Consider the following 19,095-nt stretch of genomic DNA (forward strand, 5'->3'; position numbering starts at 1 on the left):
GACCCGCGCCGGCCCGCCCGACCCACGCATGACGCCGCACTGACGCGGATCAGCGGACTGCCGCCTGGTGCGGCGGCCGGCACCCCCTTGGCCGCATGCCCCAAAGATCCGCGATGCGCAGCCGGCCGAAGCCACGCCCGATCACCTGCCGCAAGCATCCCCATCAGGACTTATACGGGTCCTATACCGCGTCTTACAACGATCGCTTCCCGTACCGGGCCCACCCCTCCTAGGCCCCTCCGATCAAGGAAGGAACGTGTGCGCCCATCCAGAACGACGCCGACCAGTCCAACAGGCACCCCCCGCCGTGGAGATGACGTCGGAGTCGTAGAGAACGCGAAAGGACACAGCGTGAAGCTCGGGTTCAGCTCGGGAAGCGATCAGAACACCCATCAGCGGACCACTGGGAAGGCAGGACAGCACATGCGTACAAAGCTCGCGGCAGTCGCAGGAGTGGCCGCCATGACCGCCACGCTCGGACTGGTCGGCGCGTCCCCCTCGGCCGCCGGCCCCAACTGCGCCTCCGGCTACCACTGCGTCTTCTACACCGACATCAACTCCGCACGGCAGTCCTTCTTCAACTCCGATCCGGACTTCTCCAACGACACCTTCGACGAATACAACGTGAGCGGGGTCGGTCAGAACCACCCGGTCAACAACAACGTCTACTCGGCCAGCAATTCAAGCACCGGGAACTACGAGAGCCACTACTGGGACAACACCAACGGAACGGGCTTCCTGTTCTGCCTGAACCCCGGTCACTACGTCAACTCCGCCTCCACCGTCGACCAGGCGGGCACGCAGAACGGCGATCCGCTGCCCTCCGGCCTCCGGGACCGGGCCAGCCGGCTGACGCTCCCGGGCCGGACGTCGACCGACTGCTTCTGACCTCGGTGAACGTGCGGGCCCGGCGCAAACCGGGCCCGCACCTTCCGGACCTCGACAGGATTCACATGGCACTGAGCTTCCACGGCACTCGCCGGCACATCGCCGCCTGCGTCCTGACCGCCACTGTGGGCGCAACGATCTGGGCGCTCGCCGACGCGAGGGCCCAAAACCCCGAACCCCGGCCCCATCGTCCGCTGTCCCCGGCCGCACTGGCCGAACAAGGCTTGCGTCCGCCGATCTACACCCAGCTCTACGCCTGGACCCAGAGTGGCGAACAGATCGCGACCGCCCAGCAACAGGTCCTCGTCGCCTGCATGGCCGAGCGCGGATTCACCCTCAAGCCCGCTCCCGTGGCGAAGGCGGGTGACGCGGCGGTGTCCCGCCCGACTCCGTTCGGTCTCGAGACCCTCGAAGAAATCGGGGCGGACAGCCAGACGCAGGCGCCACCGGAGCAGCCGCAAGGAGAGGCCTTCAACCGCGCCCTCTACGGCAAACCCGGAAACGAGATCTCCGTCAAGGGCAAGCTGCTCAAGGTGACCATGCCGGCGAGCGGCTGCCAGGCCGAGGCGGAGAAGCACATGCTGGGCGACGGCCGGGTGCGGTGGACGGAACTGCGGATGCAGCTCAACGAAGGGGAGCAGACAGCGTTCAAGTGGCTCAAGCACGACTCCCTCTTCCGCAAGGCGAACGAGAACTGGCGGCAGTGCATGCTCACCAACCGCGTCCAGGCCAAAGACCCCCTCGACCTGATCAGAGCCTTGCCGCCCGACGCGGACATCCGCACCCACCCCGCAACCAAGGCGGACGTCCACTGCAAGCAGGACACCGGATACCTGCGCACCGCCTACGCCAGACTCGCCGTGATGCAGCAGCGCTGGCTCGACGATCACCCCGACGTGCTCAAGGACCGCACCGAGCTGCGGGACAGGCAGCTGAGAATCGCCCGCCAGGTCCTCCAAGGGCAGACCGGCTGAGCACCCCGGCGCACCCGATCTGCCCCGGCCCGGCGGCACCGGGTGCTCACGGCTGGGTGTGGTAGCGGAGGTAGACCACGCCGCTGGTGAGCCGGCGTTCGTCCAGGAGCTCGAAGCGGAGCCGGGCCCCGTCGGGGAGGAAGGGCTTGCCGCCGCCCAGCACGGCGGGGCCGACGAACAGGTGGTACTCGTCCACCAGCCCTGCGGCGATCGCGTGGGCGGCGAGGGCGGCCCCGCCGACGGTGAGGTCACGTTCGGAAGATGCCTTCAGCCGCCGAACCGCCTCGGGGTCGAAGTCCCGTTCGATCCGGGTCCGGGTGGTGGAGGCCGACTCCAGCGTCCTGGAGTACACGACCTTGTCGGCCGCCTGCCAGATCTCCGCGAACTCCCGCGCCCCGGGCGACTGGCCCGCGATGGACGGGTCGGTCTCCCAGACAGCCATCATGTCGTACAGTCGGCGCCCGTACAGGTAGGTCCCGACCGGCCGCAGCACGTCGGTGATGAAGGAGTAGTACTCCTCGTCCGGTGCCGCCCAGTCGAAATTGCCGTCCGCGTCGGCGATGTAGCCGTCCAGGGACACATTGAACATGTAGATCAACTTGGCCATGCGAGCCTTCTCCCAGGTCGGGGCTACGTGTGTGTCCCGCAGCACGCTAGCCCGCGCCTGTGACAATGCCCGGCGAACGGCACGGTCACCGCTGCGAAGGGCTGCGTCTGGGACTGCCGCGGCTCCGGCGGTTCCGACCGGCCCGTTCGCGGACCCGGCCGCGCAGCCGGTGGTGCAGCTCGGTGACCAACGCGCCGTCGCGCCAACAGCGGAAGAAGGCATACACCTGGTCCCACGCCGGGAAACCTGCGGGCATCGCCCGCCACTTGACGCCGTTGTCGACCAGATAGAACACCGCCCGGTGGCAGTACCCCTCCGGGCGGCCACCGCGGCCTTCCAGACAGGCCAGCACCGGCAGAGCCGTGCGCACCACCGCCCACTCGGCGTCCGTCAGATCCGACGGATACCGGCGCACCCGCACCGGATGGTCGACGGCATTGCCGAGCTCGCGGGTCCGGGCGACGGCTGCTTCGCAGGGCTGGTCGCTGCCGACGTACAGGTACTGATCCCACTCGACGTGCACGGATGCGGGAGACCGGAACCCTGCTGCGGAAATGGATCAGTTCGTGTCATCTCCCGCCGGTGCCGGGAACCGGCAGCGTAGACGTCGGATCCGGCTGGGACACTGCGGGCGTGAATCGCGAGACACCCACCGGCCCGTTCAACGCTCCCGCCGGCTCCCTGGCATCCAGAGCGCGCGCAGAACTCACCCGTACCAATTGGGAGGAGCTACCGCACGTCTGCACAGGTCGGCACAGCGTGCCCGACACGCCGGGCGTTCTTGTCGCGATGCTCGCTGCCGACCCAGTAGATCGGGTGAGGGCCGTGGGATACCTGTACCGGCTGCTGCTCAATCGAGGGCGCGTGTTCCCTGCGACTGCGCCAGCCGCACTGATCATCGCCACCCTGCTCGACGCCGCGCTTGAGCCTGCGGCCCCGCCTGAGCCTGCGCCCGAGGAACCCGTCGCGGTCCCGGGAAGGCAACCGGGATATCAGGGGCCGTGGCGGATCGCGCGGAGCGAGGAGCGCGCAGAGTGGACGTTCACGCCATTCGTCGGAGTCGGCCCCGCTGCACTTCGGCATGACGCTGGAGGAGATCACCGACGCCCTGGACGAGCAGCCGACCGTAACGTCCCGCTCCCACGACGGTGGGCGGGAACAGCTTGTCTACGCCGACTTCGCCGCCACTGCTATTCAGAGCCCTTTTCCGAGACGACCGCCTGGGATGCGTGGCGGTGAACGCGCTCGACGGCCCCCAAGTGAGACTCGACGACGTTCCGTTGACCGGCTGTGTGCCGTCCCAGCTGGAGGACTGGCTTCTCCGCCGCATTGCGCGACTGTCTTACAGCGTCGCAGGCGACCCGATCTGCACCGACCTCGGCCTGGCGATCCGTTCCCAACGGGCCAGCGACGTCATGCTGACCCGACCACTCTTCCTGCTAGGCGAATGGCACGACCTCTGGCACTCACTGCCCCAAGAGGAATGGAACTTCGTGTAGTGCCCGCGTACGTCCACTGCCAACCGCCCCCACCCACCAGCTGGTCATCGACAGCGACGAGCTCCAGGAACGCCTGAGGGAAGGCCCCTGCTTCGACGCCGTCCGCAGCTCGCACGGCGAGCGGGTCTTCCGCATCGCCGACCTCACCGCCGAACACCAGCGCCGGCCCGCCTACGCCCCGCAGGCCCACAAGCTCGGGGTGGGCAGCATGATGGGCTTCCTGTTGTACACCGAGGGGCAGGACCTCGGCGCCCTGAACCTCTACTCCCGCGAACCCGACACGTTCACCGCCACCAGCGAGACGGCCGGCTGGCTGCTGGCCTCCCATGCCGCGGTCGCCTTCTTCGCTGCCCGTACCCACGCCCAGATGGAACAGGCCGTCGCTACCCGCCACACCATCGGCGAGGCCATGGGCATCCTGATGGGCGCCCGCCACCTCACCGAAGAAGAAGCCTTCGACGTACTGCGCAGCTACTCGCAGGAGAAGAACATCAAACTCCGTGAGATCGCCCGCCGCATCTGTGTCCCGTACCGCGCGCTCGCCGGCGTCGTGGTCGCGCACCGCGAGGGTCACTTCGGCCCCCGCGGCGGCGAGCGCCTGGGCGGTTCCGAAGCCGGGGCTGCTCACGCGACGCCGGGCGCAGAGGCTTGGGTCTGAGTGTCAGCCGGTGGTGAGGGGCATGACCCTGCGGTACACGGGCACGGCGATCGCCGCGACGGCGACGTGCATGAGAAGCAGCGTGAGCACGCCGACCGTGCCGCCGTCGTCGAACAGGAAGAAGTCGGGGACGAAGGACAGCACGACGACGGCCGGGACGAGGATGCGCAGCAGTTTCTGCGGGTTCTTGGATGCCTTGCGGACCACGGCCCATCCGGCGGCGCCCGTGATCGCGCCCAGGGCGGTCAGGAAGATGTAGGAGCCGGGGTTCAGGGGGCCGAAGTCGTCGGGCTTGTCCGCGATCGCGCGTGCGATCAGGGCGAGGACGGCGTTGACCGCGCTGGCTGCAACGATCGCGGCGAGCACTCCGCCCGCGGTGGTCAGCAGGCTGGGGCGGGCAGCAGGGGTGCGGGTGAGGGAAGACATGACGCTGGTCATCTCCAAGGCGAAAGGGGGGTCGGGGTTCGGGTAGCGCTCAGAAGGCGTGCGGGCCGAAGCGGCCCCAGGCCAGGACGGCGGCCAGCGCCAGCAGGACGACGTTGATGGTGATCACGGGGAACTCTTTGCGGCGGGCGTGTGTGACGGCCGCGCCGATCATCAGCAGGAACACGCCCGTGGCGGCCACCGGGACCAGGACCGGGGCGACGTCGACGAGCGGCGGCAGGATCAGCCCGAGGGCGGCGAGAACCTCAAGGGTGCCGATGACCTTGACCGGTCCTGCGCCGAAGTCCTTCGCCCAGCCCAGTCCGGAGGCGGCCAGCTGTTGCGGTGTGCGGCTGAGCTTCATCGCTCCGGCTGGCAGGAACACGGCCGCCAGCACACCCGCGACGGTCCACAGGAAGACACTCATGGGCTCTTACTACCTATCCAGAAAACTTCAAGCATGGACTGACCGTATCGCACTTTTACTTCAAGCTAAGAGTAAACGTGTTGGCATTTTGTTCCATGCTTGGAGTATGTTGGGGTCATGGAAGACGCACCGGAGACGACCGAGCCACAGTGGCTCGACCCCGACGAGCAGCAGCACTGGTACGCGTTCGCCTATGTGCTGACCCAGCTGCCGGCCGCGCTGGAGGCGCAGATGCAGCGGGACGCGGGCATCGCGCACTTCGAGTACGTGGTGATGTCCGCGTTGTCGTTGGCGCCGGAGCGCACCCTGCGGATGAGCGAGGTCGCCCTGTACGCGGGCAGCACGCTCTCGCGGCTGTCCAACGTGGTCATCCGGCTGGAGAAGCGCGGCTGGGTGCGCCGCCATCCCGACCCCTCCGACGGCCGCGCCACCCTGGCGACCCTCACCGACGACGGCATGGACAAGGTCAAAGCCGCGGCGCCCGGGCACGTCGCAGCCGTGCGCCGTCTGGTCATCGACCCGCTGACCAAGGCGCAGCAGCGTCAGCTCGGCGCCGTCTCCCAGCGTCTTCTCGCCGCCCTGAACGCGCCGTGCCCCACCGACTGGGCGCCGCCCGGCACCACCCTGCCGGCCGAGCAGGGCTGACCCCCGCCCGCACGGCCCCTTACGTCTGCGCTCACCCGGCCGTCCGGCCGGGGCCCCACCCCCTCAAGGAGCTTTGTCATGCCCACTATCGCCATCGTCGGAGCCGGCCCGGGCCTGGGACTGTCCATCGCCAAGGTCTTCGGCGGCCACGGCTTCGACGTCGCCCTGATCTCCCGAAGCAAGGACAAGCTCGACGCTCTCGTCGCCGAGCTCGCCACCGCCGGGATCACCGCGGAGGGCTTCCCCGCCGATGTCGCCGACCCGGCCCAGCTCACCGGCGCGCTCCAGCACGCGATCGCACGGTTCGGGCGGATCGACGTGCTGGAGTTCTCCCCGCACGCGGGCCTGACCAGGACCGCACCCAAGGACGTCACCCTCGACACCCTGCGCCCGCAGATCGACAGCCTGCTGTTCGGCGCGGTCGCCGCCGTGCAGACGGTGCTGCCCGGAATGCTCGAAGCGGGAGCCGGCACTGTGCTGTTCACCACCGGCGGCGGCGCCATCAACCCGTACCCGATGCTCGCCGACGTCAACATCGCCCAGGCCGGCCAGCGTAACTGGGCGCTCAACCTGCACAACACCCTCGCCGAGCAGGGCATCTACGTGGCGAACATCGCCATCAACCTCATGATCGGCTCCCAGGCCCCCGCCGGTGTCCCCTTCCGCGCGCCGGACGAGATCGCCCTCGACTACTGGCAGTTGCACACCCGCCGTGACCCGGCCGTCGCTGAACACCTCATCGCCTGACCCACCCCCAACCGGACATACCAGCCGGCACACCCCCCGACATGACGGCCCGACCCGTGACAGCAAGGGCCGCCGTGCGATGCGCCCTGCCCCCGCACCCCGAGAGGAACCGTCCTCCATGTCCGAGTCCGAGCGCCCCCGCTACATCACCGCCGACCAGCAACTCGCCACCCTCCACGCCGTCCTGGCCCAGCACCCCACCAACACGCAGGACCTGCTGACCGGCGCGGACACCGGCACCGGCCCTGACGAACCCGCCACCGACGGCGCGTCGCCCCAGACCACCGAGGGCCCGTACTACATCGAGCCCTCCCGGCAGTTCGGCTCCCGCCAGGACATCACCGACGGCCGCCCCGGCCTCCCTCTCGACCTGCGGCTGACCGTCCGCCACGCAGGTAATGGCGCGCCCGTGGCCGTGGCCCTCGTCGACGTGTGGCACTGCGACGCCCTCGGCTACTACTCCGGCCACCTCGCCCACGACCCTGACACGTTCCCCACCAACATCGGCGACACCGGCCGCGTCACCCCCGGCGACGACTCACGCTTCCTGCGCGGCTCACGCCCCACCGCCGCCGACGGGATCGCTGCGTTCACCACCATCTACCCCGGCTGGTACTTCACCCGCAGCATCCACATCCACGTCAAGGTCACCGTCGACGGCCAGGAGCTGTACACCGGCCAGCTCTACCTGCCCGAGGAGTACAACGAGGCCGTCGGCGCCCTCCCGCCCTACAACCGGCACACCACCCTGGAACGACTGCGAAACGAAGACGACCTCGTCTACCGCACCGCCGGCGGCAAGGACCTCCTCCTCGACGTGAGGCCCCTCGACCCCGACCGTCTGGATGCTGGCCTCACCGCCGACTTCACCCTCACCATCGCGCAGGCCTGACCAGCAGCGCACCCTCAGGGAGCACCCCGATGAACACCATTCTCGTCAGCGGAGGCAACAGCGGCATCGGCCTGGAAGCGGCCCGCACCTTCCTCGCCCGCGGCCACCGCGTCGTCCTTCTCGGCCGCGACAAGGACAAGGGCGCCGCCGCCCTCTCCTCCTTCGGCGCCGCCGCCGACCGCGCCCAGTTCCACTCCGTCGACCTCTCCACCCACGACGGCGTCCGCGAAGCCGCCGACCGCGTCCTGCACGACCACGACCGCATCGACGCGATCCTGCACTCCACCGGCGTCTTCACCTCCCGCGACCTGCGCACCCCCGACGGACTGCACCCCTTCTTCACCGTCAACTACCTCAGCCGCTACCACCTCACCCAACTCCTGCTGCCAGCGCTGCGCCGCGCCGAGCAGCCCCGGGTCGTGATGATGACCGCGAAGGTCCCCCCGTCCACCCTGGTCGATGTCGACAAGGACGGCTTTCCCCACTTCGAGCCGTTCGACTTCCGGCGCATCCGCCTGCCCGTCCAGGTCGCCAACCACCATTACGCCGCCCATCTGGCCCGCACCGAACCCGGCCTGACTGCCGGTGTCGCCAACGCCGGGGCCGCCAAGACCGACATCCTGCGCCTGATGCCCTGGCCCGCCCGCGCCATCGCCACCGTCGCGGGCCCCCTGTTCTTCGACTCCGTGGCCACCTCAGCCCACAACGTCGCCGAAGCCGTCCTGCGCGACGACTGGACCGGCCCGACCTACTGGGACAAGCCCGGGGCCTTCGACCAGCGCATCCCTATCACCGTCGACGAGGCGGTCACCCAGCGCCTGATGGCCATGTCCCACGACCTCACCGGGATCTGACCGCTTCCGCATGAGCAACCCGCCGGGATCACGGACCTCCTCCATGTAGATCCGGCGCAGGCTCACGCCTTGCGATTGGCGCCTTGCGCCACACACCCAGCCCCCACCCGCGTGCACCACCCTTAACCGGCGTCGTGCACGCGGGTTTCCCGCTTCTACCGTCCAAGGTTCCAGGAAGCCCACGCGCTTCCCTCGGGGCCGTGCTGGAGGCCGAGGGCACCGAGCTCCACCAGCCGTACCGGGATCGGCGCACGGCCGTGGAAGACCTCCTCGCCCGCAACGTACTCACCGTCCCCTTCACCCTGGCTCTCGGCGCGTCGTACGCCGCCCAGACCCTGTGATGAAGCACCTTCCCACGCTGTGCGTTGGCCCTCTGCGGCATCCCACTCGGTCGTGGACAACGGACAAACACAAACCCTGTCCATAACTTCGGCTCGGCGGCCCATCCGGGCCGCAGGTCGGGCCCGGGCACGGGGGCGGTCAGCATCGGCTTTGGCAGTGTCCACGTCACCCGGCATGCCTTCCACCCGGCCCCCTGATCCGTGTAGGGGCCGCCGGGGTGACGGGTGGTCAAGCAACTCTGCCGGACGGGTCAGGATGGTCCGACGGTCAGTCATGGCGGGGAGCTCCATCGTCGCCATGACTGACCGCTGATCTTCAGCGCACCACACCTCGGGCCCCACCGCGGCTGATCCAGGAGTCACCGGCACCGAAGGAACCATTATGAGCACGTCCAAGCCGCGCAAGGAGATGTGTCTGCGGGGCGGACGTCGCGGCTGTTACTCACTTTCGGGTGACGGCCTGGCCGGCGTCGGCCCGGTGCGGAGTGGTGATCGAGCCGTGTTGCTCAACGCTCGCGCGGGTGCACAGCTTGGTGGGGCATCGGCTGCGAGCACGGGCAACATACGTGAGTAGTGCATCTAAGAGTCACAGGAATATGGGCAACAGGTAACACGCGGCGCGTTTCCGACGCAACTGGCGCGTGTGGTGGGCAGGGTGTGGGTGTGGCCGATCGGGCCGCGAATCCCGCACACCGCACCGTCTCCCGCGGCGGCCCCCGAAAAGGGGCTGCGCCTCGGGTGGGGTGCCTGCACCATCAGGGGGACTCATGCCCGCAGCTGGAGGGCGCCGTCCTCGGCGAGAGCGTCGGTGTCCCAGGTGAGGGCGGGTGTGACGCCGTCGCTCAGGGCGAGCGGCCAGGTGATGGCGCTGCCGTCTGCGCTCAGGGTGACGGCGGAGGGGGAGATGTTGGACCAGGTGTCGGTGTCGGCGCGCCGGTACTGGAAGGTGACGCCCGTCAGGTCGGCGGGTCCGGCGGCGGTGAGTGTGACCGAGTGTCCGATTTCCTCACCGTTGAGGGGTGCCGTGAGACCGGCGCCGCCCACGTGGAAGGTGTAGACGGTGGTGGCGGAGGTGTTGCCCGCCTTGTCGGTGTCGGTGACGGTGTCGGTGACGGTCAGCTTGTGGCTGCCGTCGTCGACCGGGGTCAGTTCGATCGCCTGGGCCGCTCCGGCGGCGGTGACCACGGTGGTCGCAGCGCTGTCGAGGGAGTAGGCGAACGACTTCAGGCTTGTGTCGCCGCAGGCCAGGGTGAACGTCCCGGTGTCGCCCGCGTCACCGGCCCAGGCGTCGTAGGGGAAGTCCGGAGTCGAGGCGGCCGTCTACGACTTCGCCTTCGGCCCCAACGACCGCAACCAGGGCGGCACCCTGGACCTGCACGAGGACAACGGGCAGATCGCCCTGAAGGAAGCCGGGCTGATGGAGGAGTTCACCCGCCTCGCCCGCCCCGAGGGCCAAGAGATGCGCCAGTTCCACGCGGCCGACGCAACGATCCGCTCCCACCAGCGCCCCACCGAGGACCAGTTCTCCGCCCCCGAGATCGACCGCGGCCAGCTGCGCGACCTCCTGCTGAACTCGCTCAAGCCCGGCACGGTCCGCTGGAACCACGCCCTGCAGAGCGTCGAAGGACCGGACGACGGCCCCCGCCAGCTCCACTTCGCCGACGGCACCGTCATCGAGGCCGACCTCGTCATAGGCGCCGACGGCGCCTGGTCCAAGGTCCGCCCCGTCCTCTCGGACGCCACCCCCCAGCACATCGGCATCAACTACCTCGAAGCCTGGTTCAACGACGTCGAGACCCAGGACCACTTCATCGCCGACCTCGTCGGCCAGGGCAGCGCCATGGCAGCCGACGGCGAACGCTGCCTGTTCGCTCAGCGCAACAGCGGCGGCCACATCCGCGTTCACATCATCCAGGCCGTCGCCGCCGACTCGCTGGCACAGGCCGGGCTGAACAGCCAGGACACTGAAGGCATCCGCGCCCTGCTCCTGGACCGCTTCGGCGACTGGGCGCCCAGCCTCCTCCGCCTGGTTACCGAAAACGACGGTCCCTACATCGACCGCCCCCTCTACGCCCTGCCCGTCCCTCACACCTGGGAGCCCAACCCCACCGTCACCTTGCTCGGCGACGCCGCCCACCTCATGCCCCCGCTCGGCGTCGGAGTCAACCTCGCCATGCTCGACGCCAGCGAACTCGCCCTCGCCATCGTCGGCCACGACACAATCGCCGACGCCATCCGCGCGTACGAGAAGACCATGCTGCCCCGGTCCAACGAGATGCAGAAGATGGTGGACGGCGCCACCACCGGCCTGTTGGCCGACGAAACGTTCGACCCCAGCCAGATCGACGCCGACTGACCATACGTCCCACCTACGAACGAACGCCGTGTCGCGGTCGCCGCCCCTGCCCGAGGACAACGACCGCCACGCAGCCGCCCAATCAGGCGCTTCATGCGCGGCATGCAGGATGCCTTTTGCGGATCCCGTCAAGTCAGGGATGGCCCGCCTTACCTCCGTCGCGGCGGACCATCCCTGCGTTCTAGGACCAGCGCATGCCGAGCTGATCGAGTTCGACGCGGCGTTCTGTGCTCAACTTGGCGGCCCGGCGGCGGGTGTTGTCGAGCCACGCTCCCAGCTTGTGCTCGATGCCGTCCACGATCTCCACGGCCTTGCGGGGCACAGCCAAGTGGCCTTCGCGGGCGTGGAACTGGCGGGCGGCGGTGAGGTTCGCGGCCCACCGCGCGTCCTGCGACCGGGGCGCGCCCGGCACCGGCTCACCCTCCGCCGGGGGCTCGATCCCGACGTTCTCCAGGAGCCATTGCTGCGCGGGCATCAGCTTGTCCCACCCGGCCCGCTGCCCGGCGATCCACACGCCCAAGTCCTCGCCCTGGACGATGAGTTCGCCCGCCCCGGCGGGAAGGGCGCCGCAGGATTTGACGTGTGCGAGGGTGAGCCGGTAGGCCCGCTGCCAGCTGATGTCCCAGGCCGGGCACCATCCTGGGTCGAGGTCGGCGAGTGCTTCCGCCCGGGACTCCGGGAGCTCGCCCGTGTACGGGATGGTTTCCCCGTTCTCCCGCCGCTGGGCGTTTTCGGTCGCTTTGCGGGCGGCTGCGCGGGCGTTCTTCACGAAGGTCCCGATGGGGAAGTCGTCGAAGACGGCTGTGGTGGGTGGGAGGAGGTGTGAGTGTGTTTCGGTGTAGGCGCGGGCGACGGCGAGGCCTGCTTCCCACGCGGACGCCTGGACCGACCACACCATCCCGAGCGTCTCCAGCTGCTCGACGCGGGTGGCTTCCAGGGTTCCGGCCGTGTAGTACCGGCGCTGGTCGGCGATCCATACCCCGAGCGGATGCCCGCCGGCTGCACCCCAGTCCTCGGGCGAGACGTAGGTGTACGGGACGCGCAGCTCGGTGTTGCCGGTCTCGCGCAGCCATCTGGTGGCGACCCCGATGCCGCGCCGCCAGTACGCGGCTTCGGGGTCGATGACCCGCAGCCGTACGAACCGTGCGAGGGCGGCGGGGTCGCGTTCCTCGCTGAACCTGAGCACCCCGGCCGCCGCCGCGCTGAGAGGGACGATGTCGTCCCCGTCGTCCTCGTGGTCGTGGTTGTCGTCCGCGCCCAGTCGAGGGCGGGCGTTGCGGACGCGGGGGTCGGCGAGTGCTTCGATCGTGTCTGTGTCGTGAGCGCGGAGCGCTCCGAGGATCTTGGCGAGGGCGCCGTAAGCGTCCGAGGTGAGCAGCCCGTTGGCGTCCTCGCCTTCCCCGAGGAACACCGGGACGATCAGCGTGGCGAGTTTCCCGGCTCCGGGCCGCGTGCGCAGGGCGCGCCCGACCATCTGCACGATGTCCACCATGGAACCGCGGGCGTCGGCGAAGAGCACCGCGTCGCATTCGACGGTGTCGACGCCCTCACCCAGCACCCGGACCGAGGAGAGCACGCGCAGTTCCGCGCGTACGTCCCGCCCGTCGGTGTCCGGCTCGGAGAGGAAGTCGGAGGCGAACTCGTCCAGGACCTGGCGGCGGTGTGCGGGGGCGTGTTCGCCGTACAACCACTGCGCCCACACCTGGTCCGACGGCGGGAAGGTGTCGGGGTCGTCCTCGGCGAGCCGGGCGGCTGTCACGGGCACAGCGGCCGCCATGGCTTCCGCCTCGTTGACGCGGCTGTGAAAGCTGAGCACCCGCCGGAACCGCTCTTCAACGGCCGCGTGCATGAGTCCGGTCTGGACGGCCGCGAGGCGGGCCCCGCGTACGGCGTCGGACCCGGTGGCCTCGGTGGTGAGCGCGGCGTACAGGCCGGGGTCGCGGATGTCCAGGCACAGCACCTGATACGGCGCCACCAGCCCAAGACGGATCGCCTCGGACAGCTTCAGCTTGTAGGCGACGGGGCCGAAGACGGGGGAGTCCTCGTCCATGGAGGCGACCAGCCGCGGGCGGTCCCCTTCGGCCTCCCACACCCGTGCCGTGGCGGTCATGTACAACCTTCGCACCGCCGGGATCTGAGACTGGTCGTGCACGGCCGCCCACGGCTTCAACCCGTCCCCGCTCACCCGGTGTGCCTCGTCCACGACCATCAGGTCCCACACCGGCAGACCCGCAGCGTGCGCACGCTGGAGCGTGCCCATGCCGACCGACGCGTACGTCGCGAACACCGTCGCGGTTTCGGGCCCGGCCGTCCATGCGATCAATTCGTCCGGGTCCGTGGTGCAGGGCAGGCCCTGACTGTCCGCACCCCGCAGGGAACACACCCCGATCATCGCGCCGCGACGGTCGCCTGCCCGCCACGCGCCGGCCGTCTGCACCAGCAGGTCCAGGGTCGGCACCAGGACCAGCACCCGGCGTGCGGAGAGACGGATCGCCGACTCCACCCCGACCAGGGTCTTGCCCGAGCCGGTCGCGGCGATGACCTGGGTGCGCAGTCCCTCGAGCGGGATCCCCGCACCTGGCCGCTCCGAGAGGTGCCGAAGGACCGCGTCGACGGCCTCGACTTGATGCGGGCGAAGGGCGACGGTCACGATGGTGCTCTTTCTGGTCTGTGAGCTCTGGTGACTGGGTGGGCGGGCGGCCGTGCGCGGCAGTGGACGGCCGTCCTCTGGATTTGCAGGGTGGGTGCGGCGGTTTTTAGGTGTCCGTGGATGTCGTGAAGCGCCCGCCCTCGGCCCTGCGGGCTGCGTGACGGCCGCGCCCGGGGCGTGCCTCGTGTGCCGCGCGGACCTGCGACGCCGGATACAACGACTGGCCGCTCCGGCCGGGTTCGCGACTGTGGGCGACGATGCCCCACCGGGAGAGCTGCCTGCGGGCCGAACCGGTCGCCGATTCCCCCGTGAACCCCAGGTAGTCGGCCACCACCGTCACGGTCCACAACTCCCCCGGTGGGGGCGTGGAGGAAGCAGGGGGAGGGTCCGTGGTCATCACTACGCGCCCTTCGGGCAGGTGAGGAAAAGACGGCTCGCACCTCATAATGCCTCAAGGCGAGGCGTTATGGTCATGCATTTAGGGAAGTCGGCAGAATTCCCGCCCTCTGCCTGCTGCCGCGCCACCCGCCCGTGGCCCTGTCAGCCGCCGATCAGTGTCAGAAGTACGGGAAGGCCAGCCGCGATGCCCCCGTCGGGAGCCTGTTGTCAGAACTGATCGCTGCTCTATGCGACTGAATCACTGCAAAATGTGGCGACCGAGTAGAGGGAATACGTCAGGGCTTGCCGATCATCAAGGTGTCGCTTTCGGGGCTGGGACTCGTTGGTGTCGTATGCGCATCCCGGACGAGACTCGAGACCGACTTGTCGTGAAGTTCGCGGTGTTGTTCCCGCATCTGGACGGACGGCAGCGGCGGCTGCTGATGGCTTCGGAGGCCCGCGGGCTGGGGCACGGAGGTGTCCGGGCCGTGGCCAGGGCGGCCGGGGTGAGCGAGACGACGGTCCGCAAGGGGAGGTCCGACCTGGAGGCGGGCCAGTGTCTGCTGGGGCGAGTGCGGCGGCCGGTCGGCGGCCGGCCGCCTCAGGTTCCAGTCTCCAGGTGTCCACGATCAAGGGGAAGCTTCAGTCTGCTGCGTCGGGCGCTGACCGCCACGGGGATCGCGGGTGCGTTCTTCGGCGCCGGCCTGATCGCTTCCTCTGACGCGCAGGTCGTCGACCACCCCGTTTACGGTGCTGTGGTTGCGGCGCGTGCCGCGCCCTGGCTGGGGGCAACCGCACGGGGGCAGGGGGCAGGGGGCTGTGGTCGGGTGCGGGGGAGTCTGTGGGTTCCCTGCCGGGTGGTGAGAAGGCTGTCAGGCCCGCCCCGCACGCGCCAGATCACTCGTGGAGCGCAATTCGGCGGCTCGGACGTCCTCCGCGTGCACGTCGTCACACGAAGGCGGGCCCCGCCGGCGTCCGGCGAGGCGTGACCGGCCCGGGTGTCGCTGCAGGCCCCGAAGGTGCTTGCCGCACTCCCGCCGCACGCGGTCGCGATGCTGTGCGACGCGCTGGACATCGCCAGCTGTGACTCGTGGACCTGACCGCCGTTTGATGCCCGCGCCCCCGAAGACGAAGACGTTCGCGCGGCCGCGGTCGGATCGCTGACCGCCGTCCACTGGATCAACCGCGCAGCAGGCCGTCTGTATGTGATCGACGTCATCTGGCTCGGGTAGCCAGCCCGCACACCAAAGCGGCCCCTTCCACGGCATTGCAGATGCCGGGGAAGGGGCTGCTTCACACCACCGCGAACTTGCCCGCCGTCGGCAGATCACGAGAGAACCGCAGGCAGGAGCCCCATCAGCCATCTCCCCGTCGTCCCCGGTCGGTGAGGTCTCGGCATGCCAGGACCCGGCCGGGCCGTTCGGCCCCTGTGCTGCGACGGGGTGTCATGGCCAGCCTCTCAGCACAGGCCCTCGGGCTGGGACGCCCGGCAGGTGTTGCGCTCGAAGGCGTTGCCGCTCTGGGCGGCCTCCTGGTTGACCAGGTCGGCGGGGGAGTTGTCGCGCAGCGAGTTGTTGCTGATCCGGTTGTTGTCACTGGTGGCGCCGACGAAGCTTTTGAAGAGCACGATGCCGCCCGACAGCGGGGAGGCGCCGGAGTTCCCGGTGACCACGTTGCCGGTGACGTCATTCGTGTCGGTGCCGGACAGGACGATGCCCGCGCCCTGGAGGAACGGCAGCCGCTTGGTCTTGGCGCAGTATTTGTTGTTCTTCATGACCTGGTTGCCGCGCACGGTCAGCGCGCCGGCCTTCGGCTTGTTCTCGTCGCCGACGATGGAGACGCCCATGCAGTTGCCGGTGATGTCGTTGCTCGTGACGGTGAGGTTGCGCAGTCGGCGGATGGTGATGCCGATCCGGTTGCCCGTCAGGGTGTTCTGCGTGATCTGCGTGTGGTTGGTGTCGACGCTGCCCTGTTCGGTCGTGAGCGTGTTGGCCAGGAAGATGCCCGCGTCCCCGCTGTTGCGGACGGTGTTCTGCCGGTACAGGCTGTGCCGGGAGCGTTCCTCGGCGAGGCCCCAGACGGTGTTCTTCTCGGCGGTCACGCGCTGCACGGTCAGCCCGTCGGTCGCCAGGGCCATCACCCCGGCGTAGGAGAAGCCCGTCACTTTGAGGTCGGAAACGGTGACACCCGTGAGCCGCTGGGTCTTGGTGCCGGACACGCAGATGCCGTTGCCGCGCTTGCCGCAGTCGTCCGCGGCCTTCGCGGCCGGCTGGAGGACGGTGGTGTTGCCCATGCCGCGCAGGGTCAGGCCGGGCGTCGTCACCTTGACGCTCTCGTGGTACGTGCCGGGCAGCACCAGCACGGTGTCGCCCGCCTTGGCGGTGTCCACCGCCTTTTGGATCGACTCCCCCGGGTGCACGGTGTGCGTCCGCTGTGCCGTGTCAGTTGATGCGGCGGTGGCGCAGGAGCCGACGAACGCTACCGCACTCACGAGAAAGGCGATGTAACGTTTCTTCATCTTCGGTATGTTATGGCCTGATAGCTCGTTGGACTGCCGGATGGTCCGTCCGAGGGCATGTCACGAGCGGGCGAGGGAGCCGGGTGGGTGTGGTTTCTATGCAGGAGGCCTGTGCGCCATCCGGGAGATGGTCGGCGCACAGGCAGGCTGCATCGCGCTCTACTCGGCGCTCAGGGTCGCCTCCGTCTGCTTCTCGGCGTCATCGGCACGGATCATGCCCAGGTGCACGTACGGGCTGCCCTGCTGGGTGACCACCGGACGGACGCTCAGGCGGGGACGGCGAGCGAGGCCGGGGCAGTCCGGATCGTCTCGGCGGCGCGGGCAGCCGTCGCGCGCCGGTCCTGCATGAGCGGTCTCGGAACCGTCCGGGGTGGGTCGCAGTGGCCCCGTCGGACGGGCAGCGCCGCCCGACGGGGCGGGCCCGCGTGTTCGGTGTTGACGCGGCCCGCGTCACCCAGTTCGCCAGAACCCTGCCGCTCGCGTGACCCGACCCGGCCCGCGTCGGGGTGCTGCCCGCCCGCACCCGCGGGTACCGCACCCGGGCCCGGCTGTGGGCATGGGCCGACAACCCCGTCGGCGGGGTTGTCGCACCAGCAGCGGGCGCCCGCCCGGTGTGGGCCCCAGGGTTCGCGCGGCGAAGGCTCTGCCCGCGCGTCCGGTGGCCGCTGAGGCGCTGGCCACCGGGCCCGGACGGAAGGCGGGGTTCAGCCGTCGCCGACAGGCGGGTCCGCCCGACGCACTGGAACGCCCCCGCGACTGACCACATCGTGCTGCGCCTCTTAAGGCCCGCCCAACCCGATGTTCAAACGCTGCTGCTCCAAGTGAACGGAGTCAGATGCCGCATCAGCGCGGCGTCCCCTGCCGGTGTCCCGAGCGTCATCGGCGTATCCGTGCTCGGGACACCGGGATCTTGATGCCGGTTTCGTTCGGGTCGAGGATGGTGCACCGCGCCAGGGAGGCCACCAGCTGGTTGCCGACCACCCACTTGATGGACCAGCTGCTGGTGAGGTACACGTCGGCTTTTTGTCGGCTCAAGCGCAACCGGGGGGTCGCCACCCGGTTCGACAAACTCGCCCTCCGCTTCGAAGCCACCGTCCTGATCGCTGCGATCGTCGAATGGCTGTGACCTGCCGGAAGTGCCGAGGCGGCATCGCATGCTGACCGCCAACCGGGGTGAACGGAGCGAGCGGAGACAGCGCAGATGGGGGCCCAGTACTACGGCGCCGACAGCGAGAGCGGTGACCGCATCGACGACCCGGACGAGCACGCTGTTCATGATGATCAGCGACCTCAACGACTCCGACAACACCTTCGTCGTCGTCCAGCCCGACGAGGACGATCCCGTCTGGTTCGCCTCGGTGGCTGTCCTGGACGATGGCGGCTACGAGATTGTTCGCCGCGATACCATCCGCAGTGAGCACGAGGTCACCACGTCAACCGATATCGGCGGCATCGCCCACGACCTCACCGTCTGGATGGTCGCCCGCAACATCAGCGTTCGCTAGCCTGGACCCCGCCTCGGCGTCGAACCTCGGCAGCCTGCTCCCGCGCAGCGGTTGCCTCCGCGCTGGCCTTGGCACGGTCCTCCTCGAAGGCCAGCACACACGCCAACGCGTCCAAGGCTCCAGCAACTTTCTCTCGCCAGTCAGCGAACTCAACGGAGTTTGCGGCAGACGGCTCCTGCGACTTCACAAGGCGGAGTTGGCGCAGAGCGTGCTTCAGCGCGGGGTCAACCACGAGACTTCTTTCGATCGGTACGCGGTCTACCCCATCGTGCACCACTTTCAAAACACGGACTAGTACTCCAGCAGCGCTTCGCTATCTGGCCTGGTCAGAGGCATCGTCGGGAGTGTAGTGGGCAGAGAGCGGGGCGGGGGCGGTCTTGCCGGACCGCCCCTCCAACGAGTGGCCTCGTCGTCGGTAGTGGCAGTGCCGGGCCACGGCCTGACGCCTGCGCCGCCATCGTGACCAGCTCAGTGCGTGGACGCGAAGCGGCGGGCGGGGCTGGGCTGCGGGGCGAGTTGCCAGGAGCCGGCGGACTTCCGCCATGGTGAGCGGAACCAGGGTGGAACCGTTTCTGCATCCCCCTTTGCGGCCGCCTGGGCAGCCGTGGCCGCAAGGAAAGCGTGCGCGAACATGGCCGGGGTGACGTGCCGCATCCAGCCCACGTAACGTCGGACTTCGTACTGATCCAGGCCGCACTCGTTCTTCGCGGCCTGGAAACACTCCTCGATCGCC

Annotated in this window: 17 protein-coding genes and 4 pseudogenes; 12 read left to right on the top strand and 9 right to left on the bottom strand. The window is 69.2% G+C overall.

Annotated features, from left to right (window positions below):
* Positions 1 to 462: 462 nt before the first annotated feature.
* Positions 463 to 888, top strand: coding sequence for a hypothetical protein (locus ACZ7OY_RS43040; RefSeq protein ID WP_472250946.1), 426 nt, complete (start codon positions 463 to 465; stop codon positions 886 to 888).
* 65 nt (positions 889 to 953) lie between these two features.
* Positions 954 to 1,862, top strand: a complete 909-nt coding sequence (locus ACZ7OY_RS43045; RefSeq protein WP_472250947.1) for a hypothetical protein — start codon at positions 954 to 956, stop codon at positions 1,860 to 1,862.
* 46 nt (positions 1,863 to 1,908) lie between these two features.
* Here ACZ7OY_RS43045 and ACZ7OY_RS43050 read toward each other — a convergent pair whose 3' ends face one another.
* Together ACZ7OY_RS43050 and ACZ7OY_RS43055 are read right to left on the bottom strand one after the other, a co-directional pair.
* On the bottom strand, positions 1,909 to 2,469 hold the full coding sequence (locus ACZ7OY_RS43050; protein WP_472250948.1) for a dihydrofolate reductase family protein: 561 nt from the start codon (positions 2,467 to 2,469) through the stop codon (positions 1,909 to 1,911).
* 85 nt (positions 2,470 to 2,554) lie between these two features.
* Positions 2,555 to 2,992 carry a transposase gene (locus tag ACZ7OY_RS43055; protein WP_472250949.1) on the bottom strand — a complete coding sequence of 146 codons (438 nt, stop codon included), beginning with the start codon at positions 2,990 to 2,992 and terminating at the stop codon, positions 2,555 to 2,557.
* Positions 2,993 to 3,704: 712 nt separating this feature from the next.
* Between ACZ7OY_RS43055 and ACZ7OY_RS43060 the strand changes: the two genes are divergently transcribed.
* Both ACZ7OY_RS43060 and ACZ7OY_RS43065 read left to right on the top strand, forming a co-directional pair.
* Positions 3,705 to 3,968 (top strand): hypothetical protein, encoded by a 264-nt coding sequence (locus ACZ7OY_RS43060; protein WP_472250950.1) that lies wholly within the window; start codon positions 3,705 to 3,707, stop codon positions 3,966 to 3,968.
* Positions 3,969 to 3,993: 25 nt separating this feature from the next.
* Positions 3,994 to 4,491: pseudogene (locus ACZ7OY_RS43065) on the top strand (GAF and ANTAR domain-containing protein); the annotation flags it as partial.
* Positions 4,492 to 4,629: 138 nt separating this feature from the next.
* Here the strand turns inward: ACZ7OY_RS43065 and ACZ7OY_RS43070 are convergent.
* Both ACZ7OY_RS43070 and ACZ7OY_RS43075 read right to left on the bottom strand, forming a co-directional pair.
* Positions 4,630 to 5,052 carry a DUF6069 family protein gene (locus ACZ7OY_RS43070; RefSeq protein WP_472250951.1) on the bottom strand — a complete coding sequence of 141 codons (423 nt, stop codon included), beginning with the start codon at positions 5,050 to 5,052 and terminating at the stop codon, positions 4,630 to 4,632.
* Positions 5,053 to 5,101: 49 nt separating this feature from the next.
* Positions 5,102 to 5,476 (bottom strand): DoxX family protein, encoded by a 375-nt coding sequence (locus tag ACZ7OY_RS43075; RefSeq protein ID WP_472250952.1) that lies wholly within the window; start codon positions 5,474 to 5,476, stop codon positions 5,102 to 5,104.
* Positions 5,477 to 5,593: 117 nt separating this feature from the next.
* Between ACZ7OY_RS43075 and ACZ7OY_RS43080 the strand changes: the two genes are divergently transcribed.
* From ACZ7OY_RS43080 to ACZ7OY_RS43100, 5 genes are all read left to right on the top strand, one after another.
* Positions 5,594 to 6,121, top strand: coding sequence for a MarR family winged helix-turn-helix transcriptional regulator (locus ACZ7OY_RS43080; protein ID WP_472250953.1), 528 nt, complete (start codon positions 5,594 to 5,596; stop codon positions 6,119 to 6,121).
* Between the two features lie 78 nt (positions 6,122 to 6,199).
* A complete protein-coding gene (locus tag ACZ7OY_RS43085) occupies positions 6,200 to 6,868 on the top strand; it encodes an SDR family NAD(P)-dependent oxidoreductase (RefSeq protein WP_472250954.1) in 669 nt (222 codons plus the stop codon).
* A 118-nt stretch (positions 6,869 to 6,986) separates the two neighbouring features.
* Positions 6,987 to 7,760, top strand: coding sequence for a dioxygenase family protein (locus ACZ7OY_RS43090; RefSeq protein ID WP_472250955.1), 774 nt, complete (start codon positions 6,987 to 6,989; stop codon positions 7,758 to 7,760).
* A gap of 29 nt (positions 7,761 to 7,789) precedes the next feature.
* Positions 7,790 to 8,614, top strand: coding sequence for an SDR family NAD(P)-dependent oxidoreductase (locus ACZ7OY_RS43095; protein WP_472250956.1), 825 nt, complete (start codon positions 7,790 to 7,792; stop codon positions 8,612 to 8,614).
* Positions 8,615 to 8,814: 200 nt separating this feature from the next.
* Positions 8,815 to 8,955 carry a hypothetical protein gene (locus ACZ7OY_RS43100; protein WP_472250957.1) on the top strand — a complete coding sequence of 47 codons (141 nt, stop codon included), beginning with the start codon at positions 8,815 to 8,817 and terminating at the stop codon, positions 8,953 to 8,955.
* Between the two features lie 765 nt (positions 8,956 to 9,720).
* On the opposite strand, the gene ACZ7OY_RS43105 is transcribed toward ACZ7OY_RS43100, so the two are convergent.
* The gene (locus ACZ7OY_RS43105; protein WP_472250958.1) at positions 9,721 to 10,140 is read right to left on the bottom strand and encodes a hypothetical protein; all 420 of its coding nucleotides are present in this window, start codon (positions 10,138 to 10,140) and stop codon (positions 9,721 to 9,723) included.
* Positions 10,141 to 10,354: 214 nt separating this feature from the next.
* Here ACZ7OY_RS43105 and ACZ7OY_RS43110 point away from each other — a divergent pair, with 214 nt between their 5' ends.
* Positions 10,355 to 11,311, top strand: coding sequence for an FAD-dependent oxidoreductase (locus tag ACZ7OY_RS43110; RefSeq protein WP_472250966.1), 957 nt, complete (start codon positions 10,355 to 10,357; stop codon positions 11,309 to 11,311).
* Between the two features lie 181 nt (positions 11,312 to 11,492).
* Here the strand turns inward: ACZ7OY_RS43110 and ACZ7OY_RS43115 are convergent, their stop codons facing one another.
* The gene (locus ACZ7OY_RS43115) at positions 11,493 to 13,961 is read right to left on the bottom strand and encodes a helicase associated domain-containing protein (protein WP_472250959.1); all 2,469 of its coding nucleotides are present in this window, start codon (positions 13,959 to 13,961) and stop codon (positions 11,493 to 11,495) included.
* Between the two features lie 731 nt (positions 13,962 to 14,692).
* Here ACZ7OY_RS43115 and ACZ7OY_RS43120 point away from each other — a divergent pair.
* A pseudogene (locus ACZ7OY_RS43120) lies at positions 14,693 to 14,935 on the top strand (ISAzo13 family transposase); the annotation flags it as partial.
* Between the two features lie 863 nt (positions 14,936 to 15,798).
* Here ACZ7OY_RS43120 and ACZ7OY_RS43125 read toward each other — a convergent pair.
* Entirely contained in the window at positions 15,799 to 16,857 is a 1,059-nt protein-coding gene (locus ACZ7OY_RS43125) for a right-handed parallel beta-helix repeat-containing protein (protein ID WP_472250960.1), read from the bottom strand.
* Between the two features lie 876 nt (positions 16,858 to 17,733).
* Positions 17,734 to 17,871, bottom strand: a complete 138-nt coding sequence (locus ACZ7OY_RS43130) for a hypothetical protein (protein ID WP_472250961.1) — start codon at positions 17,869 to 17,871, stop codon at positions 17,734 to 17,736.
* 187 nt (positions 17,872 to 18,058) lie between these two features.
* On the opposite strand from ACZ7OY_RS43130, the pseudogene ACZ7OY_RS43135 reads away from it, so the two are divergent.
* A pseudogene (locus tag ACZ7OY_RS43135) lies at positions 18,059 to 18,362 on the top strand (hypothetical protein).
* 468 nt (positions 18,363 to 18,830) lie between these two features.
* Here the strand turns inward: ACZ7OY_RS43135 and ACZ7OY_RS43140 are convergent.
* Positions 18,831 to 19,095 (bottom strand): annotated as a pseudogene (locus ACZ7OY_RS43140) (IS701 family transposase); the annotation flags it as partial.

This window comes from Streptomyces sp. NPDC107559 (assembly GCF_055657365.1).